The organism is Terrabacter terrigena (genome assembly GCF_042676085.1).
Taxonomy (GTDB): Bacteria; Actinomycetota; Actinomycetes; order Actinomycetales; family Dermatophilaceae; genus Terrabacter; species Terrabacter terrigena.
In genome coordinates, this window is the sequence record NZ_JBHTKH010000006.1 from 134,589 (window position 1) to 151,735 (window position 17,147).

At 71.7% G+C, this 17,147-nt stretch carries 17 protein-coding genes; 12 read left to right on the forward strand and 5 right to left on the reverse strand.

From position 1 onward, the window contains the following. From ACFQ2V_RS11130 to ACFQ2V_RS11170, 9 genes are all read left to right on the forward strand, one after another. On the forward strand, positions 1-897 hold the full coding sequence (locus tag ACFQ2V_RS11130) for a glycerophosphodiester phosphodiesterase family protein (RefSeq protein ID WP_386052760.1): 897 nt from the start codon (positions 1-3) through the stop codon (positions 895-897). A gap of 234 nt (positions 898-1,131) precedes the next feature. Next, positions 1,132-1,803, forward strand: coding sequence for a TetR/AcrR family transcriptional regulator (locus ACFQ2V_RS11135; RefSeq protein ID WP_386052761.1), 672 nt, complete (start codon positions 1,132-1,134; stop codon positions 1,801-1,803). 1 nt (position 1,804) lies between these two features. Further along, a complete protein-coding gene (locus ACFQ2V_RS11140; protein ID WP_386052762.1) occupies positions 1,805-2,266 on the forward strand; it encodes a PPOX class F420-dependent oxidoreductase in 462 nt (153 codons plus the stop codon). Positions 2,267-2,292: 26 nt separating this feature from the next. Further along, a complete protein-coding gene (gene coaE / locus ACFQ2V_RS11145; protein WP_386052763.1) occupies positions 2,293-3,501 on the forward strand; it encodes a dephospho-CoA kinase in 1,209 nt (402 codons plus the stop codon). A gap of 62 nt (positions 3,502-3,563) precedes the next feature. Continuing rightward, a complete protein-coding gene (locus tag ACFQ2V_RS11150) occupies positions 3,564-4,613 on the forward strand; it encodes a lipoate--protein ligase family protein (RefSeq protein ID WP_386052764.1) in 1,050 nt (349 codons plus the stop codon). A 111-nt stretch (positions 4,614-4,724) separates the two neighbouring features. Next, positions 4,725-5,108: a YciI family protein gene (locus ACFQ2V_RS11155; protein ID WP_386052765.1), complete on the forward strand. Its 384-nt coding sequence runs from the start codon at positions 4,725-4,727 to the stop codon at positions 5,106-5,108. Positions 5,109-5,148: 40 nt separating this feature from the next. Next, positions 5,149-7,263: an excinuclease ABC subunit UvrB gene (uvrB, locus tag ACFQ2V_RS11160; RefSeq protein ID WP_386052766.1), complete on the forward strand. Its 2,115-nt coding sequence runs from the start codon at positions 5,149-5,151 to the stop codon at positions 7,261-7,263. Beyond that, positions 7,263-7,637 carry an MmcQ/YjbR family DNA-binding protein gene (locus tag ACFQ2V_RS11165; protein ID WP_386052767.1) on the forward strand — a complete coding sequence of 125 codons (375 nt, stop codon included), beginning with the start codon at positions 7,263-7,265 and terminating at the stop codon, positions 7,635-7,637. The genes uvrB and ACFQ2V_RS11165 overlap by 1 nt, the downstream gene beginning before the upstream one ends. A 214-nt stretch (positions 7,638-7,851) precedes the next feature. Then, on the forward strand, positions 7,852-8,973 hold the full coding sequence (locus tag ACFQ2V_RS11170; RefSeq protein WP_386052768.1) for a TerC family protein: 1,122 nt from the start codon (positions 7,852-7,854) through the stop codon (positions 8,971-8,973). 78 nt (positions 8,974-9,051) lie between these two features. Here the strand turns inward: ACFQ2V_RS11170 and ACFQ2V_RS11175 are convergent, their stop codons facing one another. The 4 genes from ACFQ2V_RS11175 to ACFQ2V_RS11190 form a co-directional block, all read right to left on the reverse strand. Further along, a complete protein-coding gene (locus ACFQ2V_RS11175; protein ID WP_386052769.1) occupies positions 9,052-9,393 on the reverse strand; it encodes a DUF2200 domain-containing protein in 342 nt (113 codons plus the stop codon). 42 nt (positions 9,394-9,435) lie between these two features. Next, complete coding sequence (locus ACFQ2V_RS11180; RefSeq protein WP_386052770.1) at positions 9,436-10,809, reverse strand: MFS transporter; 1,374 nt, start codon at positions 10,807-10,809, stop codon at positions 9,436-9,438. Positions 10,810-10,911: 102 nt separating this feature from the next. Then, on the reverse strand, positions 10,912-11,787 hold the full coding sequence (locus ACFQ2V_RS11185; protein ID WP_386052771.1) for an EamA family transporter: 876 nt from the start codon (positions 11,785-11,787) through the stop codon (positions 10,912-10,914). Further along, on the reverse strand, positions 11,784-12,632 hold the full coding sequence (locus tag ACFQ2V_RS11190) for a C40 family peptidase (protein ID WP_386052772.1): 849 nt from the start codon (positions 12,630-12,632) through the stop codon (positions 11,784-11,786). Before ACFQ2V_RS11190 ends, ACFQ2V_RS11185 begins: the two co-directional genes overlap by 4 nt. A gap of 151 nt (positions 12,633-12,783) precedes the next feature. Here ACFQ2V_RS11190 and ACFQ2V_RS11195 point away from each other — a divergent pair, with 151 nt between their 5' ends. The 3 genes from ACFQ2V_RS11195 to ACFQ2V_RS11205 all read left to right on the forward strand — a co-directional run bounded on the left by ACFQ2V_RS11195 (position 12,784) and on the right by ACFQ2V_RS11205 (position 16,351). Then, entirely contained in the window at positions 12,784-13,101 is a 318-nt protein-coding gene (locus ACFQ2V_RS11195) for a hypothetical protein (RefSeq protein WP_386052773.1), read from the forward strand. A 64-nt stretch (positions 13,102-13,165) separates the two neighbouring features. After that, the gene (locus ACFQ2V_RS11200) at positions 13,166-14,932 is read left to right on the forward strand and encodes an FAD-dependent oxidoreductase (protein ID WP_386052774.1); all 1,767 of its coding nucleotides are present in this window, start codon (positions 13,166-13,168) and stop codon (positions 14,930-14,932) included. An 18-nt stretch (positions 14,933-14,950) separates the two neighbouring features. Further along, positions 14,951-16,351: an ATP-binding protein gene (locus ACFQ2V_RS11205; RefSeq protein WP_386052775.1), complete on the forward strand. Its 1,401-nt coding sequence runs from the start codon at positions 14,951-14,953 to the stop codon at positions 16,349-16,351. A 114-nt stretch (positions 16,352-16,465) separates the two neighbouring features. Here ACFQ2V_RS11205 and ACFQ2V_RS11210 read toward each other — a convergent pair whose 3' ends face one another. Next, positions 16,466-17,146: an MBL fold metallo-hydrolase gene (locus ACFQ2V_RS11210; protein WP_386052776.1), complete on the reverse strand. Its 681-nt coding sequence runs from the start codon at positions 17,144-17,146 to the stop codon at positions 16,466-16,468. Between the last annotated feature and the right edge of the window lies 1 nt (position 17,147).

Sequence of the window (17,147 nt, forward strand, 5' to 3'; positions counted from 1 at the left end):
GTGAGCTCGCGCCCCGGACCCTGGGCGTCCGGCCGTTTCGACGTGGAGGGCCACCGCGGCGCCAAGGGGCTGGTCGTCGAGAACACCCTGGCCGGCTTCGCGGCGGCATACGGCGTCGGTGCCACCGGGGTCGAGCTCGACGTTCGGCTGACCGCCGACGGACGGGTGGTGGTGTGGCACGACGCCGAGCTGCTGCCGCACAAGTGCCGGTCCACCGGGCCGGACCTCGTCGGTGCGCGCGTCGACGACCTGACCCTGGCGCAGCTGCGCACGGTCGACGTCGGCAGCCTCACATTGCCCGACTGCCCCGGGCAGCAGGCCGATCCGGGCGCGCGCATCTCCACGCTGTCGGAGGTGCTGGCCCACGGCGTCGAGAGCGCGCCGGGTGTGTGGTGGACGATCGAGCTCAAGGTCGACCCGCGTGACGAGCGCGAGGTGTCGGCCCGCCGGCAGCTTCTCGAGGGCGTGCTCACCGACGTGCACGACCACGCCGTCGAGCGGCAGTGCTTCGTGCACTCGTTCGACTGGGCGGTCCTCGAGCTGTCGGCCGCGCTGGCCCCCGACGTGCTGCGGTCGGCCCTCGTGGAGTCCTCGGTGACATGGCATCCGGGGAGCCCGTTGACCGGCAGCGTCGTTCCGGGGGAGTCGCACCACGACGTGTGCGACGGCGCGGTCGCTGTGGGGGCTCAGGTCATCTCGCCGGACGACGCGATGGTCGACGCCGCCTTCGTCGACCGGGCGCACGCAGCCGGACTCGCCGTCCTGCCGTGGACCGTGAACGAGCCGCCGCGCATCGTCGAGCTCGTCGAGGCCGGCGTCGACGGCATCGTGACCGACTATCCCGACCGTGCGCTCGCGGTGGTGGCGTCGACGTCGCGGTCTGCCTCACCGGCCTGACGTCAGGAGCAGGACCGCACGCCAGCGAGGGGACGGACACGTCGTCCGGCCCCTCGCTCCCCCTCATGAGCCCCTGCGGGCGGAGGCCGGGAATGGCGTGGCACACTCGTGCGGTCGACAGGCGCCGCTGTGGGCACGGCCGCGAGTGCAGCGGTATGGGTGGGGACCCCTGGACCCCACCCATTCGCTGGAACGCCGTTCCAGCGAAACCATGATGCTTTTCGAAGGGCACCGATGTCAACAGACCGGGTGTACGACAACAGCGCACGCGCTGAGGCGGCCCGCGCCACACGACGCCGGATCATCGACACGGCCGGCGAGATCCTGCTCCGCGAGGGCTACCACGCCATGTCGGTCAGCCAGCTCGCGTCGTCGGCCGGTGTCAGTGCGCAGACGGTCTACAACGCGGTGGGCGGCAAGGCCGACGTCGTCAAGGCGGTCTACGACGTCATGCTCGCCGGCGACGACGCCCCGGTCGCCATGCAGGACCGGCCGGAGTTCCGGGCGATGTCCGAGGCCCCCGACCGCGAGTCGTTCGTCCGGGCGTACGCGGCACTCTGCGCGACCATCTACGAGCGGGTCGGCCCGCTCCTCGGCGTGATCCTGGCGCAGGGGGCCGGCGGCGACACCGGGCTCCAGGACTTCGTCGCGACGATCGACCGTGAACGCCGGGCGGGCAACACCAACGCCCTCAACGCCCTCGAGCGCGCGCACGGGCTGCCTCCCGAGCTCGACCACGAACGCTTCATCGACATCGTGTGGGCCATCACCGCACCCGAGATCTACGACCGCTTCGTGCGGCGCAGCGGCTGGAGCCACCGGATGTATGCCGGTTGGCTGGCCGAGGCGCTCGTCGCGGTCTTCGCCCGGGCCAGCGTCGGCCCACCGGAGCTCCAGGAGGACTGAGATGCCACGCCAGATCGCCACCAACACCGAGGTCGACCGCGACGGGCTGCTCGACTTCGTCCGGCCACGGCACTCGATGGTGCTCGTGACGCAGCGCACCGACGGTCGTCCGCAGACGTCACCGGTCACCGGCGGCGTCGACGACGAGGGCCGCATCGTCATCTCGACCTATCCCGAGCGCGCCAAGACCGCCAACGCCCGGAAGCGCCCGCACGTCAGCGTCCTGGTCCTGTCGGACGACTTCGGCGGCGAGTGGGTGCAGGTCGACGGCGACTGCGAGGTCATCGACCTGCCCGACTCCGTCGAGCCCCTCGTCGACTACTACCGCGCGATCTCCGGCGAGCACCCCGACTGGGACGAGTACCGCCAGGCCATGCGCGACCAGGGCAAGTCGCTGCTGCGCGTCACGCCGACCCGGTGGGGACCGATCGCCCGGGGCGGCTTCCCCGCGCGCCTCGCCTGACCGGGCCGCCCCCGTAGGGTGGGGGCGTGCTGCGCGTCGGGGTCACCGGAGGGATCGGGTCTGGCAAGTCGACGGTGTCGCGGCGGCTCGACGAGCTCGGCGCACACCTCGTCGACGCCGACGCGGTGGCACGTGAGGTCGTCGAGCCGGGGCAGCCGACGCTGGAGGCGATCCGAGAGCGCTTCGGAGACGCCGTGATCCGTCCCGACGGCAGCCTCGACCGCGCCGGGCTGGCGGCGGTCGTCTTCGCCGACGCGGACGAGCTGGCGGCGCTCGATGCCATCACCGGTCCGGCGATCGCCGCGCGGGTCGCGCAGCTGCGCTCGACCGCGCCCGCCGACGCCGTGTCCGTCTACGACATGCCGCTGCTCGTCGAGCGCGGCCTCTGGGTGCACGAGCACCTTGCTGTGGTCGTCGAGGCCGACCCGGACACCCGGGTGCGCCGGCTGGTCGAGCAGCGCGGCCTCGACGCGGCAGATGCCAGGCGCCGGATCGCCGCTCAGGCCACCGACGCCGAGAGGCGCGCAGTCGCGGACGTCCTGCTGCCGAACGACGGCACCCCCGGCGAGCTGGAGCGCGCGGTCGACCTGCTGTGGGAGCAGCGACTGGCCCCGTTCGCCGCCAACCTCGCGGACGCAACGCGGTCGCGGCGTCCGGACCGCTCGAACGACTGCGTCGTGGAGCCGCGCCCCGACTGGGAGGCCCGCGCCGAGCGCGTCGTCGCCCGGCTCGCCGCCGCGCTGGCACCCGCCGGGGTCGCCACCGAGGTGTCGCACGTCGGCTCGACGTCGGTGCCGGGCCTCCTCGCGAAGGACGTCATCGACGTGCAGGTAGGCGTGCGCCACCTCGCCGACGCAGACCGTGACGACGTGAAGCGGTCGCTCGCCCACGCGGGATACGTCCACAGCCTCGGCAACGAGACCGACACGCCGCACCCGTCGGGCGACGCCCCCGAGCGGTGGGGCAAGCGCTTCCTCGGCGGCTGCGACCCCGGCAACCACGTGCACGTCCACGTACGCGAGCACGGCTCTGCCGGCTGGCGTTTCGCGCTGCTGTTCCGCGACTGGCTGCGCCACGAGCCGGCCGAGCGCGACGCGTACGCGGCCGAGAAGCGTCGGCTGCTCCAGCAGCACGCGACGACGTCGGACTACGTCCTCGCGAAGGAGCCGTGGTTCGAGCAGGCCTGGCATCGCGCGAACGCGTGGGCCGAGCGCACCGACTGGCACCCGCGCTGACCGCGCGTGCGAGCCGAACCCGCCTCCGGCATACCCGGGCGGGGTGTGGTGTTGTGCGTGACATGCGTGGTGAGTACAAGGTTCCCGGTGGCAAGCTCGTGGCGGTCGACGTCGAGGAGGTGGCCGGGCGCCTCGCCGACGTGAGCGTCTCGGGCGACTTCTTCCTCGAGCCCGACGAGGCGCTCGACGACATCAACGCCGCCCTCAGCGGTATGCCGATCGACGCGGGCGTCGACCAGCTGGCCGGTGCCGTGTCGGGTGCCCTGGCCGACGACGTCTCGCTGATCGGCTTCACCGCCGAGGCGATCGGCATCGCGGTGCGCCGCGCCCTCGGCAAGGCGACCGGGTGGGACGACCACGTCTTCGACGTCATCCCGCCGCGCGTGCTCGACCCGGCGATGCACGTCGCGCTCGACGAGGTCATCGCCCGCGAGGTCGCCTCGGGCGAACGCCCGCCGACGCTTCGGTTCTGGGACTGGGACAGCCCCCTGGTCGTCATCGGCTCGTTCCAGTCGTTCCGGAACGAGGTCGACCCGGAAGGCGCCGAGCGCCACGGCATCGACGTCGTGCGGCGCATCTCGGGCGGCGGTGCGATGTTCATGGAGCCGGGCAACACGATCACCTACTCCCTCGTCGTCCCGACCTCGCTCGTCGAGGGCCTGAGCTTCGAGCGGTCCTACTCCTTCCTCGACGAGTGGGTGATCGAGGCGCTCGCGGACGTCGGCGTCGACGCGCACTTCGTGCCGCTCAACGACATCGCGAGCGACAAGGGCAAGATCGGCGGTGCCGCGCAGAAGCGCTTCGTCGCCGGCGCCGTGCTCCACCACGTGACGATGGCCTACGACATCGACGCCGACAAGATGCTCGAGGTGCTGCGCATCGGCCGCGAGAAGATGAGCGACAAGGGCACGAAGTCGGCGAACAAGCGGGTCGACCCGATGCGCTCGCAGACCGGGATGACGCGGGACGCGATCCTCGAGTCGTTCGCCGCCTCGTTCGCGCGGCGGCACCGCGCGGAGGCTTCCGACTACTCCGAGGGTGAGCTCGCGGCGGCCCGTCGGCTCGTCGACGAGAAGTTCGCCACTCCGGAGTGGACCCACCGCGTGCCATGAGGCCCGGGCCCGCGCATTCGGTTGGGCCACGATGTCGAGACGGCGTGGTCGGCTCCGACGTCACGGGTGAAGCGGCAGACTGGCCGCTCGCGAACCGAAAGGCACCGAGCCATGAAGTACGTCATCCTCATCCACTCCAACCCGCAGCCCTGGGGGCACCCCACCGGGAACTTCATGCCCGAGGCGCTCGCCCGACCGCAGGAGGAGCGCGAGCGCGGAGGCGTCGCGTTCGACGCGATGCTGGAGGAGCTGTCGAAGAGCGGCGAGCTCAAGGGCGGTGAGGCGCTCGGCGACCCCGTCTCTGCCCGGCTCTACCGCTGGGACGTGAGCGGCACCGTCGCGACCGACGGCCCGTACGCCGAGAGCAAGGAGCACCTCGCCGGCTTCTTCCTGCTCGACGTGGCGTCGCAGGAACGCGCGGAGGAGCTGGCCGTGAGCTTCGCCGGTCCGGGCGACACCGTCGAGCTACGCCCGGCCTACGTCTGGGAGCAGTAGGCGAGTGGGCGCTGTCGGTCGTGCGACGTACGGTTGAGCCATGCGTCCCACGACCGACCTCCAGCGCACGGTGGCCCCCTTCGAGGTGATCTCCGAGTACACCCCGAGCGGCGACCAGCCGACCGCGATCGCCGAGCTCGCGCGACGCGTCAAGGCGGGAGAGCAGGACACCGTGCTGCTGGGTGCCACCGGCACCGGCAAGTCCGCCACGACGGCCTGGCTCATCGAGCAGGTGCAGCGGCCGACGCTCGTCATGGCGCCGAACAAGACGCTCGCCGCGCAGCTCGCCAACGAGTTCCGCGAGCTGCTGCCCAACAACGCCGTCGAGTACTTCGTCAGCTACTACGACTACTACCAGCCCGAGGCGTACATCCCGCAGACCGACACCTACATCGAGAAGGACAGCTCGGTCAACGACGAGGTCGAGCGGCTGCGGCACTCGGCCACCAACTCGCTGCTCACCCGCCGCGACGTCATCGTCGTCGCCTCGGTCTCGTGCATCTACGGCCTCGGCACCCCGCAGGAGTACGTCGACCGCATGGCCCGGCTCAAGGTCGGCCAGGAGATCGTGCGCGACGACCTGCTGCGCCGGTTCGTCGAGATGCAGTACACCCGCAACGACCTCGCCTTCACGCGCGGCACGTTCCGGGTGCGGGGCGACACCGTCGAGATCATCCCGGTCTACGAGGAGCTCGCGATCCGCATCGAGTTCTTCGGCGACGAGATCGAGCGCATCTACACGTTGCACCCGGTCACCGGCGAGGTCGTCAACGAGGAGCAGGAGATGTACGTCTTCCCGGCCTCGCACTACGTGGCCGGGCCCGAGCGCATGGAGCGCGCCATCCGTGGCATCGAGCTCGAGCTCGAGGACCAGCTCGCCCTCTTCGAGAAGCAGGGCAAGCTGCTCGAGGCGCAGCGCCTGCGCATGCGCACCACCTACGACCTCGAGATGATGCGGCAGGTCGGCTTCTGCAACGGCATCGAGAACTACAGCCGCCACATCGACGGCCGCACCGCCGGGTCGGCGCCCAACTGCCTGCTCGACTACTTCCCCGAGGACTTCATGCTCGTCCTCGACGAGTCGCACCAGACGGTGCCGCAGATCGGCGCCATGTACGAAGGCGACATGTCGCGCAAGCGGATGCTCGTCGAGCACGGCTTCCGCCTGCCGAGCGCGATGGACAACCGCCCGCTCAAGTGGGAGGAGTTCCTCGAGCGCATCGGCCAGACGATCTACCTGTCGGCGACGCCGGGGGAGTACGAGCTCGCCAAGTCCGGCACACCGGTCGAGCAGATCATCCGCCCCACCGGACTCGTCGACCCCGAGGTGGTGCTCAAGCCGACCAAGGGCCAGATCGACGACCTCATGCACGAGATCCAGGAGCGCACGAAGCGCAACGAGCGCGTGCTCGTCACGACCCTGACGAAGAAGATGGCCGAGGACCTCACCGACTACCTCCTCGACAAGGGCATCCGGGTCCGTTACCTCCACAGCGACATCGACACCCTGCGCCGGGTCGAGCTGCTCCGAGAGCTGCGCACCGGCGTCTTCGACGTCCTCGTCGGCATCAACCTGCTCCGTGAGGGCCTCGACCTGCCCGAGGTCTCGCTGGTCTCGATCCTCGACGCCGACAAGGAGGGCTTCCTCCGGTCGGCCAGGTCGCTCATCCAGACGATCGGTCGCGCGGCCCGCAACGTGTCCGGCCAGGTCCACATGTACGCCGACAAGATGACGCCGTCGATGGAGCAGGCGCTCGACGAGACCAACCGGCGCCGCGAGAAGCAGATCGCCTACAACACCGAGCACGGCATCGACCCGACGCCGCTGCGCAAGAAGATCGCCGACATCACCGACCTGCTCGAGCGTGAGGACGCCGACACCCAGGAGCTGCTCGGCTCCGGGCGCATGCAGTCGCGTGGCAAGAGCGGCGCCGGTCGGGGGGCGATGGCGGCCGACGTCGGTGTCTCGGCCGGCGGCACCTCCAACCGTCCGGCCGACATGGCAGCGGCCGACCTCGCTGGTCTGATCCAGGAGCTGACCACGCAGATGCACCAGGCGGCCGCCGACCTGCACTTCGAGCTCGCGGCCCGGCTCCGTGACGAGATCGGCGAGCTGAAGAAGGAGCTGCGGCAGATGAGCGCGGCGACCCGCTGATGGCCCCGCGCGGCGGCGACGTGGAGCAGGACACGACGCTCGCAGGGCGCCTGCGCGCTGCCGCCCTGGCACTCCCGGGGGCCTGGGAGGACTCTCCGTGGGAGGGCGACACCGTCGCCAAGGTCGCCGACAAGATCTTCGTCTTCCTCGGCGAGGAGTCGATCGGGGTCAAGTCCGCCGGCAACCGCCTGGAAGCCGACGAGTGGCTGCACCGCTACCCCGACGACGTGTCCGTGCTTGCCTACATCGGCCGCCACGGCTGGAACTCACTGCGCCTCGGTGGGGCCATCGACGAGGACGAGCTGCTCGAGGCGGTCGAGACCTCCTACGAGATCGTCGTGGCCGGGCTGCCGCGCACCAGACGACCCGAATGACCATGGGGCGGGACCGGATTTGAGGGCCAGGCCCTTGCGATGAGAGGATCAGGCGTTCACGGAGGGGAGTATCCCCGACACGACGGGCTCGTCATCACGGAGTAGGTTCCACCGCCAGCTCCCGGTCCCGTCGGTCCGGCTGCCGACAGCGCACAGCATCGGCCGGGCGGGAGAGACCTCCGGTTACTGATCTGGTGACCGGAAGGTTGTGCCCATGAACGTTCCCGCTTGGGGCTGGTTCCTCACGATCGGTCTGATGACCGTGTTCCTCCTGATCGACGTGCTCGTCATCGCGCGCCGACCGCATGTTCCCTCGATGGCCGAGGCCGGCCGACACCTCGCCTTCTACGTCGGTGCCGCCGTGCTGTTCGGCCTCTTCGTGTGGTTCGAGTGGGGAGGCCAGTTCGCAGGGGAGTTCTACGCCGGCTGGCTCACCGAGTACTCCCTCTCGGTCGACAACCTGTTCGTCTTCCTGCTGATCATGGCCAGCTTCAAGGTGCCGCAGAAGCTGCAGCAGTCGGCCCTGATGATCGGCATCATCATCGCCATCGTGCTGCGCGGCATCTTCATCGCGCTCGGGGCCGTCGTCATCAACGCGTACTCCTGGGTGTTCTACATCTTCGGCGGCTTCCTCGTGTACACCGCGATCAAGCTCGCGACCGGGGGAGAGAGCGACGACGACGAGTACCACGAGAACCGGTTCCTGCTCTGGATCGAGAAGCGCTTCCCGGCCACCAAGGAGTGGCACGGCACGCACCTGACCGTCCTCGAGAAGGGCAAGCGCCTCGTCACGCCGATGCTCATCGTGATCCTCGCGCTGGGCACGACGGACCTGCTCTTCGCGCTCGACTCGATCCCGGCGATCTACGGCCTGACCAAGGAGCCGTTCCTCGTCCTCACGGCGAACATCTTCGCCCTGATGGGTCTGCGCCAGCTCTACTTCCTCATCGGAGGCCTGCTGAAGAAGCTCGTCTACCTCAGCGTCGGGCTCGCCGTGCTGCTCGCCTTCATCGGCGTGAAGCTCGTCATGCACGCCCTCCACGAGAACAACCTGCCGTTCGTGAACGGCGGCAAGCCGATCGAGGGCGTCCCCGACATCCCCATCTCCGTGTCGCTCGGCGCCATCGTCCTCATCCTCGGGGTCACGACCGTGGCCAGCCTCTGGAAGTCGCGGCGCGACGCGCGGCTCGACGCGGCGACCGGCATCGCCGTCGAGGCTGGTGCGGAGACCGCTCCTGAGTCCGCTGGAGAGTCCGCTGGAGAGTCCGCTGGAGAGTCCGCCGCAGAGCACCGCGACGGGTCGTCCGCGCACGTGGCCTCGACCGACCAGCGCTGAGGCGCATGCCGTCTCGACCGCGCGTCCGCCGGGTGCAGAGCTGCGTGCAGTCGGGGCAGCGGCCCTGGGCGACCGGCGTCAGGCCCTGAGGACCTTGTCCACGGCCTTGCCCCTGGCGAGCTCGTCGACGAGCTTGTCGAGGTAGCGGATCTTCTGCATGAGCGGGTCGTCGATGTCCTCGACCCGCACACCGCACACGACGCCCTTGATCCGGTCGACCCCGGCGTTCAGCCGGGCGTCGGCGAAGAAGTCCTCGAAGGTCGTCTCGGCCTTCAGGTGACGGTCCAGGGCCGCCGCATCGAAGCCGGTCAGCCACTCGATCACCTGGTCGAGCTCGGCCTTGGTGCGGCCCTTGCGCTCCACCTTGTTCACGTAGTGGGGATACACCGACGCGACGCTGACCGTGAAGATGCGGCTCATGCTCCGAGGGTAGCCAGACCGGCCACTCCCGTGCGGCAGCCGTCAGCGCACGCGGTGGGCGACGAGCCAGCCGAGCAGGGCCGGCGCGGCCATCACGGCGAAGACAGCGACGTAGGCGGCCGGGACACCGGAGCCGGCGCCGGAGAACACGATCGCCGAGAGGGCGATGGCGGTGGCGGCCCCGGACGAGTCACCGATCTGCAGGGCGGAGCTGACGAAGCCCTGCTCCGTCGACCCCGCTCGGGCGAGGGCCTGCGCCGTGACGCGCGGGTAGACCGTGCCGATCCCGAGACCGACCGCCGGGAAGAGGGCGATGAGCCCCCACGTCGGTGCGTCGAGCGCGACGGCCACGGCGATGCCACCCAGGGTCAGGGTCATCGCCGCCAGCGACACGGCAGCGGTGCGGCCGATCTCGAAGTGGCGGTCCCAGCGCCCCTGCACCCACGACCCGACGAACCACGTGACACCCGTGACGGTCAACGCGACGCCGGCCAGGCTGGGGCTGAGCCCGTCGCGTTCGGTGAGCAGGCGGGGGAGGTAGACCTCGGCCCCGGAGAAGGCCGCGAAGGCCAGGGCGCGCAGCGTCACGTCCGTCGGCAGGCCGCGGGCGGCCCGGAGCGTGCCTCGCGGGGTCAACGGCAGGAGGGTCACGGCGACGACGGCGAGGGCGACGGCTGCCACGGCGATGCCGACAGCGTCGAGGCGCTCCGCCACGGCGTTGAGGCCCAGCACCGCCACGGCGAGCACCACCGAGGCCGCGAGGGCGCGCCAGCGCCACGGAACGTCGACGACCTCCTGGCGCAGGCCGCTGATGATGCGGCCGAGCAGGATCGCCGCCACGACGAGGACGACGAGGGCCAGGCCGAAGACCCACCGCCAGCCGATCGTCTGGGCGATGAGCCCTGCCACGAACGGCCCGGCGACAGACGGCACGACCCACGCCGCCGAGAAGCCGGCGAGGATCGCGGTGTGCAGCCGTTGGGGGTAGACGCGGGTGACGAGCACGTAGAGCGCGGTGCTCGTCATGCCGGCGCCGAGGCCCTGCACCACCCGGGCAGCGACGAGGGCTCCCATCGACGGTGCGAGTCCGGCGCCGACGAGCCCGGCCGCGAACAGCACGAGCCCGAGCAGCAGCGGCGGCCGGGGTCCCCGACGGTCGGCGAGGTTGCCGGACCAGACGATGCTGACGATGCCCGCGGCGAGGGTCGCCGTGAAGGCCATCGCGTACAGGGAAGCACCGTCGAGGTCGTGCGCGATCGTCGGCATCACGGTGGTGAGGGCGAGCGCCTCGAACGCGTGCAGCGAGACCAGGGCGAGCACGCCGATGGTCGTCGCCCGCAGCGCCGGCGACATCAGCCCACCGCGGTCGTCCGGGCCGCCCGTCGCGCGATCAGCGTCCATCGTGGTCGAGGTCATGCCGTGACGGTAGGACCTCGAGCGGACCTGAGGTCAAGCAGGGTCCTGCGCTGCAGCGCCGCGTCGCGCGTCGATGCCACAGCACGGGGTGGACGGGCGACATCACCCGGGCCCCAGCGCGGCGTCGGGTGTCTCGGGTCTGGACCGGGCCCCGAGCACGATGGCACTCGCGAGCACGACGAGCGCCATGCCTGCGACCTGCCCCGGGTCGAGCACCTGGTGGAGCACGACGAAACCCGCCAGTGCGGCGACCACGGGCTCGAGGCTGAGCAGGATGCCGAACACGTGCTGCGCGAGGTGGCGCAGGGCGACGAGCTCGAGCGAGTAGGGCAGCACCGACGACAGCACGGCGATGCCGAGGCCGAGCGCGACGTCGCGCGCGGTCCAGCGTTCCATCGACCCGAGCCCGAGCGGAGCGACGGCGACCGTCGACACGATGAGGGCGAGGGCGAGACCGTCGAGGCCACCGAACGCACGACCGGTGCGTTGGCTCAGCACGATGTACGCGGCCCACATGATGCCGGCGAGCACGGCGAACCCGACGCCGACGAGGTCGAGCCTGTCGAGAGACGTCCCGAGCACGCCGGAGACCAGGACGACCCCCGCCGCGGCCGCCGCTACCGCGACGAAGTCGCGCAAGCGACGGCTGAGCGCCGCGGCCAGCCCGAGCGGCCCGAGGAACTCGACGGTGACCGCGACCCCGATCGGCAGGTGTGCCAGCGAGGCGTAGAAGGCGGTGTTCATCGCGGCGAGCGCGAGGCCGAAGAGTACGACGGTGCCCCAGTCGGCGCGCGTCCGTCGTCGCCACGACGGGCGGGCGACGGCATACAGGATCACCATGGCGAAGAAGAGGCGCAGCAGGACCGACCCCGTGGCCCCGATGCGCGGCACGAGCGTGGCGGCGAAGGCGCCGCCGAACTGCACCGACAGGACCCCGCCGAGGACGAGCAGCGGGGCGGTGCGACGGTCGACGCTCACGGCATCGGCAGGCGACCGGCCGCCACGAGCGTGTCGAGCCGCTCGGCGGTCAGGTCCTCCTCGACGAGCACGCCGCCTGTCTCGGACGCGTGGACCATCCTTCCCGGGCGCACGACGATGCCGACGTGGTGGATGCGCGCCCCCGGTCGCGCGAAGAAGTAGAGGTCGCCCGGCTGCACGTCGTCGAGGGGCACCGGCGTCGCGAAGTCGGCCTGGGCGTACGCGTCACGGGCGACGACGACCCCGAGCAGGCGCCACGTGTGCAGCACCAGCCCCGAGCAGTCGAAGCCGAGGGGCGTGAGCCCCGACCACAGGTAGGGCAGGCCCACGTGGGAGCGGGCCTCGGTCAGGGCGGGGTGCACGGGGTCGGCGAGGTCGTCCACGACGGCAGCCTCGTCCGGCCCCGCCTCCGCCTCCGAGCCCGTTCCGACGCGCTCGGGGCCGACCACCAGCGAGCCCGGTGTGAGCGGGGCCAGGTGCGCCAGCGGCACCCACCCCGGGTAGCCGCGGTCGTCCTTGGGTGAGAGCTGCCACGGCGCCACGACGTGAGCCCATCGCCCGCTCCCGTCGAGCTCCGTCACGATGACGGGCTCGCCGTCGACGAGCTGCGTCTCGACCAGCCCGTGGAGACCGAGACGCCCCGCGCGCGTGCCGTCGTCGACCGCGCCGTCGGCCGCCGCGTCGGCGTCGAGCGCTGCCAGCCAGGCGAGGGCGTCGGGCTCGTCGGCCACGATCGCCGCGTCGACAGGTCGCGGGCTCTCGGGGGTCGACCAGACCGTCGTCACCGGGACGCGGACCAGGTGGGTGGCGCTGACGGGGGCGGTGCTGCTCACGGCGACGTTCACGCCCGCCATCCTCGCACCCGCGGGTCGTCGCGCAGCCGCGGGTCCGGGGGCAGCTCCGCCGGCCGGGCGCGGGCTGAGGGTCGGGCCACGATTCGGGGTGCACTCCCCGGAGGTACTGGTCGCCACGCCCCGAGCGCCGTACCGTCAGAACATGGAAGAGCGAATCACCATCGAAGGATTCGATCCCCCGAAGAACCGGCGCCACGGCCCCGACGGCGATCTCGTGGACGTGCAGGGCTGGCTACATGCCCCCGTCGACTGGACCGGTGGGCCGCAGCTGGAGCGCGCCTGGCGTGAGCGCCACGGCAGGTCGCGGCTCGGCGTCGGGCTGTGCGTCGCCAACAACCCGCGGCGCCACATCATCCTGACGAACGTGCCGCCGGACGCCGAGTTCCTCCGCGCCGAGCTCGAGTCGCTCATCGCCGAGCTCGAGCCCGACGCCACCTCCGACCTCGAGGGCGCCCAGTAGCCCGACCCCGATCGGGTCTGCGCACTCCCGCCCGCTCGGCGCGTGCCGCTCGTACGCTGGGCCCGTGGCGAGACCGGCAATCCTCACGGTGGACGACGACGCGCCGGTCTCCGCTGCGATCGCGCGGGACCTGCGGGCACGCTACGGCGCCGACCACCGCATCCTGCGGGCCGGCTCCGGCGCCGAGGCGCTCGAACTCATGGGCCGCCTCCTGCTGAAGGGTCAGCCGCTGGCCCTGGTCCTGGCCGACCAGCGGATGCCCGGCCTGACCGGCATCGAGGTGCTCGCCCGGGTGCGCGCCGACGTGCCCGACGCCAAGCTGCTCCTGCTCACGGCGTACGCCGACACGGACGTCGCGATCGCCGCCATCAACGACATCGGCCTCGACCACTACCTCCTGAAGCCGTGGGACCCGCCCGACGAGAACCTCTACCCGGTGGTCGACGACCTCCTCGCCGACTGGCACAACGCCCACCCCGACCACACCAACGACGTACGCGTCGTCGGCGACCGCTGGTCGGAGGGCAGCCACGCGGTGAAGGCCTTCCTCGCCAACAACCACGTGCCGTACGTGTGGCTCGACGTGGAGCGCGACGACGAGGGTGCGCGGCTGCGCGACCTCGCTGGAGCACAGCCCGAGGACCTGCCGCTCGTGCTCGTGCCGGACGGTGAGACGCTCCGGGCCCCGACGACCGTGGCGATCGCCGGCGCCCTCGGGCTGCGCACGCGGGCGGAACGCGACCTCTACGACCTCTGCATCGTCGGGGGAGGGCCGGCCGGCCTGGCTGCGGCCGTCTACGCCGCCTCCGAGGGGCTCAGCACCGTCGTGGTCGAGCACGAGGCGCCCGGCGGACAGGCAGGTCAGAGCGCGGCGATCGAGAACTACCTCGGCTTCCCGCGTGGCCTCTCCGGCGCGGACCTGGCCCAGAGAGCGATCGCCCAGGCACGCAGGTTCGGCGCCGAGATGGTGCTCGCCCGCGACGTCGTGGCCCTCGAGCCGCGCGGGCCGGTCCGGGCCGTACGCCTGCAGGGCATCGAGGGCATCGAGGGCATCGAAGGCATCGAGGGCATCGAGGGCGGCAAGGGTCTCGACGGCAGCGAAGCAGCGACGAGGCTCGGAGGAAGCGCGGGCGCCAACGGCTTCACCGACATCGAGGCGCGGAGCGTCGTCCTCGCGACCGGCGTCGCCTACCGCCGGCTCGAGGCGGCCGGCCTGGATGCACTGGTCGGTCGCGGCGTGCACTACGGGGCGAGCGCCGGGCAGGCCTCGGCCTGCACGGGCGAGGAGGTGTACGTCGTCGGCGCGGCCAACTCCGCCGGGCAGGCCGTGCTCAACCTCGCCCGGTTCGCCCGCCGGGTGACGCTCGTCGTCCGAGGTTCGTCGCTCGAGGCGAGCATGTCCCAGTACCTCGTCGAGCGAATCCGGGCCGACGAGCGCATCCGCGTACTGTGCGGCACCGAGGTGGTGGCGGCGTCCGGGGACAGGCACCTCGAGCGCCTCAGCCTCGCCAACCGCGCGCTGGGCACCACGACCGAGGTCGAGGCCGCCTGGCTCTTCGTGTTCATCGGTGCGGCGCCTCGCACCGACTGGCTCGGTGACGAGGTCGCGCGCGACGGGCACGGATTCGTGGTCACCGGCCACGACCTCGTGTCGGGCCCGCACGCCGGGGGATGGACGCTGAGCCGCCCGCCCTTCGCCCTCGAGACGAGCCTGCCCGGTGTCTTCGCCGCCGGCGACGTGCGCTCCGACTCGATGAAGCGGGTGGCCTCGGCCGTCGGCGAGGGCTCGATGTCGGTCTACTTCGTGCACCGCTACCTCGCGACGATCTGAGGGGCGGCAACCACTCCGATGCTCGTGCTCGCCGACCTCCGAACCGTCTCGCTGTTCGACGGTCTGCGCGACGACCAGCTCGCGGAGCTGCTCGCGGTCGGCGACGAGGTGACGGTGGTGCCGGGAGACGTCCTCTTCCACGAGGGTGACCCCGCCGACCACTGGTGGGCACTCGTCGACGGCGCCCTCGACCTGTCACGGCACATCGGTCGCGAGGACGTCACTGTCGGGCGGATGGACGTGCCGGGCCGCTGGGCCGGTGGCTTCAGGGCGTGGGACGAGCACGGTGTCTACCTCGCGACCGCGCGTGGCGTCGCGGCGGGGCGCATGCTCCGGGTGCCCGCCGAGAGTCTCCGGGACCTCGCCGACAGGTGGTTCCCCTTCGCGGCACACCTCGTCGCCGGGCTCTACGGCACGGCTCGTTCCATCGAGGCGACGGCGCGACAGCGCAGCGGCCTCGTCACGCTCGGCACCCTCGCCGCCGGGCTCGCGCACGAGATCAACAACCCGGCGGCAGCATCCGCGCGCTCGGCGGCCGAGCTCGAACGGGCCTGCGACGGACTGCTGGAAGCCCTGCGGCACATGGCTGTTCGCGGGCTGACCGCCGAGGCGTTCGAGTCCCTCGACTCGCTCCGTCGCGGGCTGGCACCGCCGTCGGCGCTCGCCGACCCGCTCGAGACGGCCGACCGCGAGGAGGAGCTCGGCGACTGGCTCGAACGCGCGGGGGTCGAGCGGTCGTGGGACCTCGCGGCGCCGCTCGTGTCGGCGGGTGCTGACGTGGACTGGCTCGAGCGGGCCGCCGCGACGGTGCCGCCGGATGCGCTGGGAGCCTCGCTCGAGTGGGTGGCGCGCACCATCGACGTCTCGTCGCTCCTCGCCGAGGTGCGCGAGTCGACACGTCGTGTCTCCGAGCTCGTCGCCGGCATCAAGACGTACTCGCAGATGGACCGTGCGTCGCACCAGCGGGTCGACGTGCGTGAGGGGATCGAGAGCACCCTCCTCGTCATGGGGCCACGGCTGCGTCCGGGCGTCACCGTGGTGCGCGACTGGGGGAGCGACGTACCCCTCGTCGACGGGATGCCCGGCGAGCTCAACCAGGTGTGGACCAACCTCGTCGACAACGCAGTCGACGCCATGGACGGCACCGGCACCCTCACGGTCCGCACGCGGGCCGCCGGAGACGCCGTGGTCGTCGAGGTGGCCGACTCCGGTGCTGGCATGAGCCCGGAGGTGCAGCAGCGGGCCTTCGAGGCGTTCTTCACGACGAAGGGGGTCGGGCGCGGCACCGGGCTCGGCCTCGACGTGGCGCACCGCATCATCGTCGACCGCCACGGCGGCAGCATCGAGATCGAGTCGCAGCCCGGCGACACCCGGTTCCGGGTGCGCCTGCCCGTCAGCCGGGCGCCGGGCACCCCCTGAGCCGGGCGCGCCTCAGGGGTGCGCTCGGACGCCGGGAGGGCAGGTTTCCGTCACCAGTGCACCGTGCACGACGCACTGCTGCGGGAACGGCGCACCTCTGGCGGAAACGCGCGCTCACCAGCCGCGGGCACGCCACTCGTCGATGTGCGGCCGCTCGGCCCCGAGCGTGGAGTCGTCGCCGTGGCCGGGGTAGAACCACGTGTCGTCGTCGTAGACGTCGAACACCCGCGTCGTGACGTCCTCGATGAGCGAGTCGAAGCTCTGGCCGGGGTTCTTGGTGTTGCCGACGCCGCCGGGGAAGAGGCTGTCGCCGGTGAACAGGTGCGTGTGACCGTCGGGGTCGGCGTAGGCCAGGGCGATCGAGCCGGGGGTGTGGCCGCGCAGGTGGACGACGTCGAGCGTCACCTCGCCCACGGTGACCGTGTCGCCCTGCCCGACGCGTACGTCGACGGTGACGGGCAGCGCGTCGGCGTCGTCGGCGCCGGCGACCGTGCGGGCGCCCGTGGCCTCGACCACCTCCGCGAGCGCGCCCACGTGGTCGTGGTGCTGGTGGGTGGTCACGACCGTCTCGAGGCCGCCGCCACCTGCAGCCACGAGCTCGAGGAGACGTGGGCCCTCGGCAGCGGCGTCGATGAGCAGCTGGGTGCCCGTGGCACGGCAGGTGAGCAGGTACGCGTTGTTGTCGAAGGTGCCCACGGACTGCTTGCGGATGGTCAGGTCGGACAGCTCCCGAACCGCGGCAGCACCGCCCTGCTCGACGTGCCCGGTGTAGGGGACACCTGCGACGTCCGGCATG

Bases quoted from the DNA above. Each gene is read 5' to 3' on its own strand.
- ACFQ2V_RS11135 (WP_386052761.1), top strand. From the start codon at position 1,132: ATGTCAACAGACCGGGTGTACGACAACAGCGCACGCGCTGAGGCGGCC.
- ACFQ2V_RS11140 (WP_386052762.1), top strand. From the start codon at position 1,805: ATGCCACGCCAGATCGCCACCAACACCGAGGTCGACCGCGACGGGCTG.
- ACFQ2V_RS11150 (WP_386052764.1), top strand. From the start codon at position 3,564: ATGCGTGGTGAGTACAAGGTTCCCGGTGGCAAGCTCGTGGCGGTCGAC.
- ACFQ2V_RS11155 (WP_386052765.1), top strand. From the start codon at position 4,725: ATGAAGTACGTCATCCTCATCCACTCCAACCCGCAGCCCTGGGGGCAC.
- uvrB (WP_386052766.1), top strand. From the start codon at position 5,149: ATGCGTCCCACGACCGACCTCCAGCGCACGGTGGCCCCCTTCGAGGTG.
- ACFQ2V_RS11165 (WP_386052767.1), top strand. From the start codon at position 7,263: ATGGCCCCGCGCGGCGGCGACGTGGAGCAGGACACGACGCTCGCAGGG.
- ACFQ2V_RS11170 (WP_386052768.1), top strand. From the start codon at position 7,852: ATGAACGTTCCCGCTTGGGGCTGGTTCCTCACGATCGGTCTGATGACC.
- ACFQ2V_RS11175 (WP_386052769.1), bottom strand. From the start codon at position 9,393: ATGAGCCGCATCTTCACGGTCAGCGTCGCGTCGGTGTATCCCCACTAC.
- ACFQ2V_RS11180 (WP_386052770.1), bottom strand. From the start codon at position 10,809: ATGACCTCGACCACGATGGACGCTGATCGCGCGACGGGCGGCCCGGAC.
- ACFQ2V_RS11195 (WP_386052773.1), top strand. From the start codon at position 12,784: ATGGAAGAGCGAATCACCATCGAAGGATTCGATCCCCCGAAGAACCGG.
- ACFQ2V_RS11205 (WP_386052775.1), top strand. From the start codon at position 14,951: ATGCTCGTGCTCGCCGACCTCCGAACCGTCTCGCTGTTCGACGGTCTG.
- ACFQ2V_RS11210 (WP_386052776.1), bottom strand. From the start codon at position 17,146: ATGCCGGACGTCGCAGGTGTCCCCTACACCGGGCACGTCGAGCAGGGC.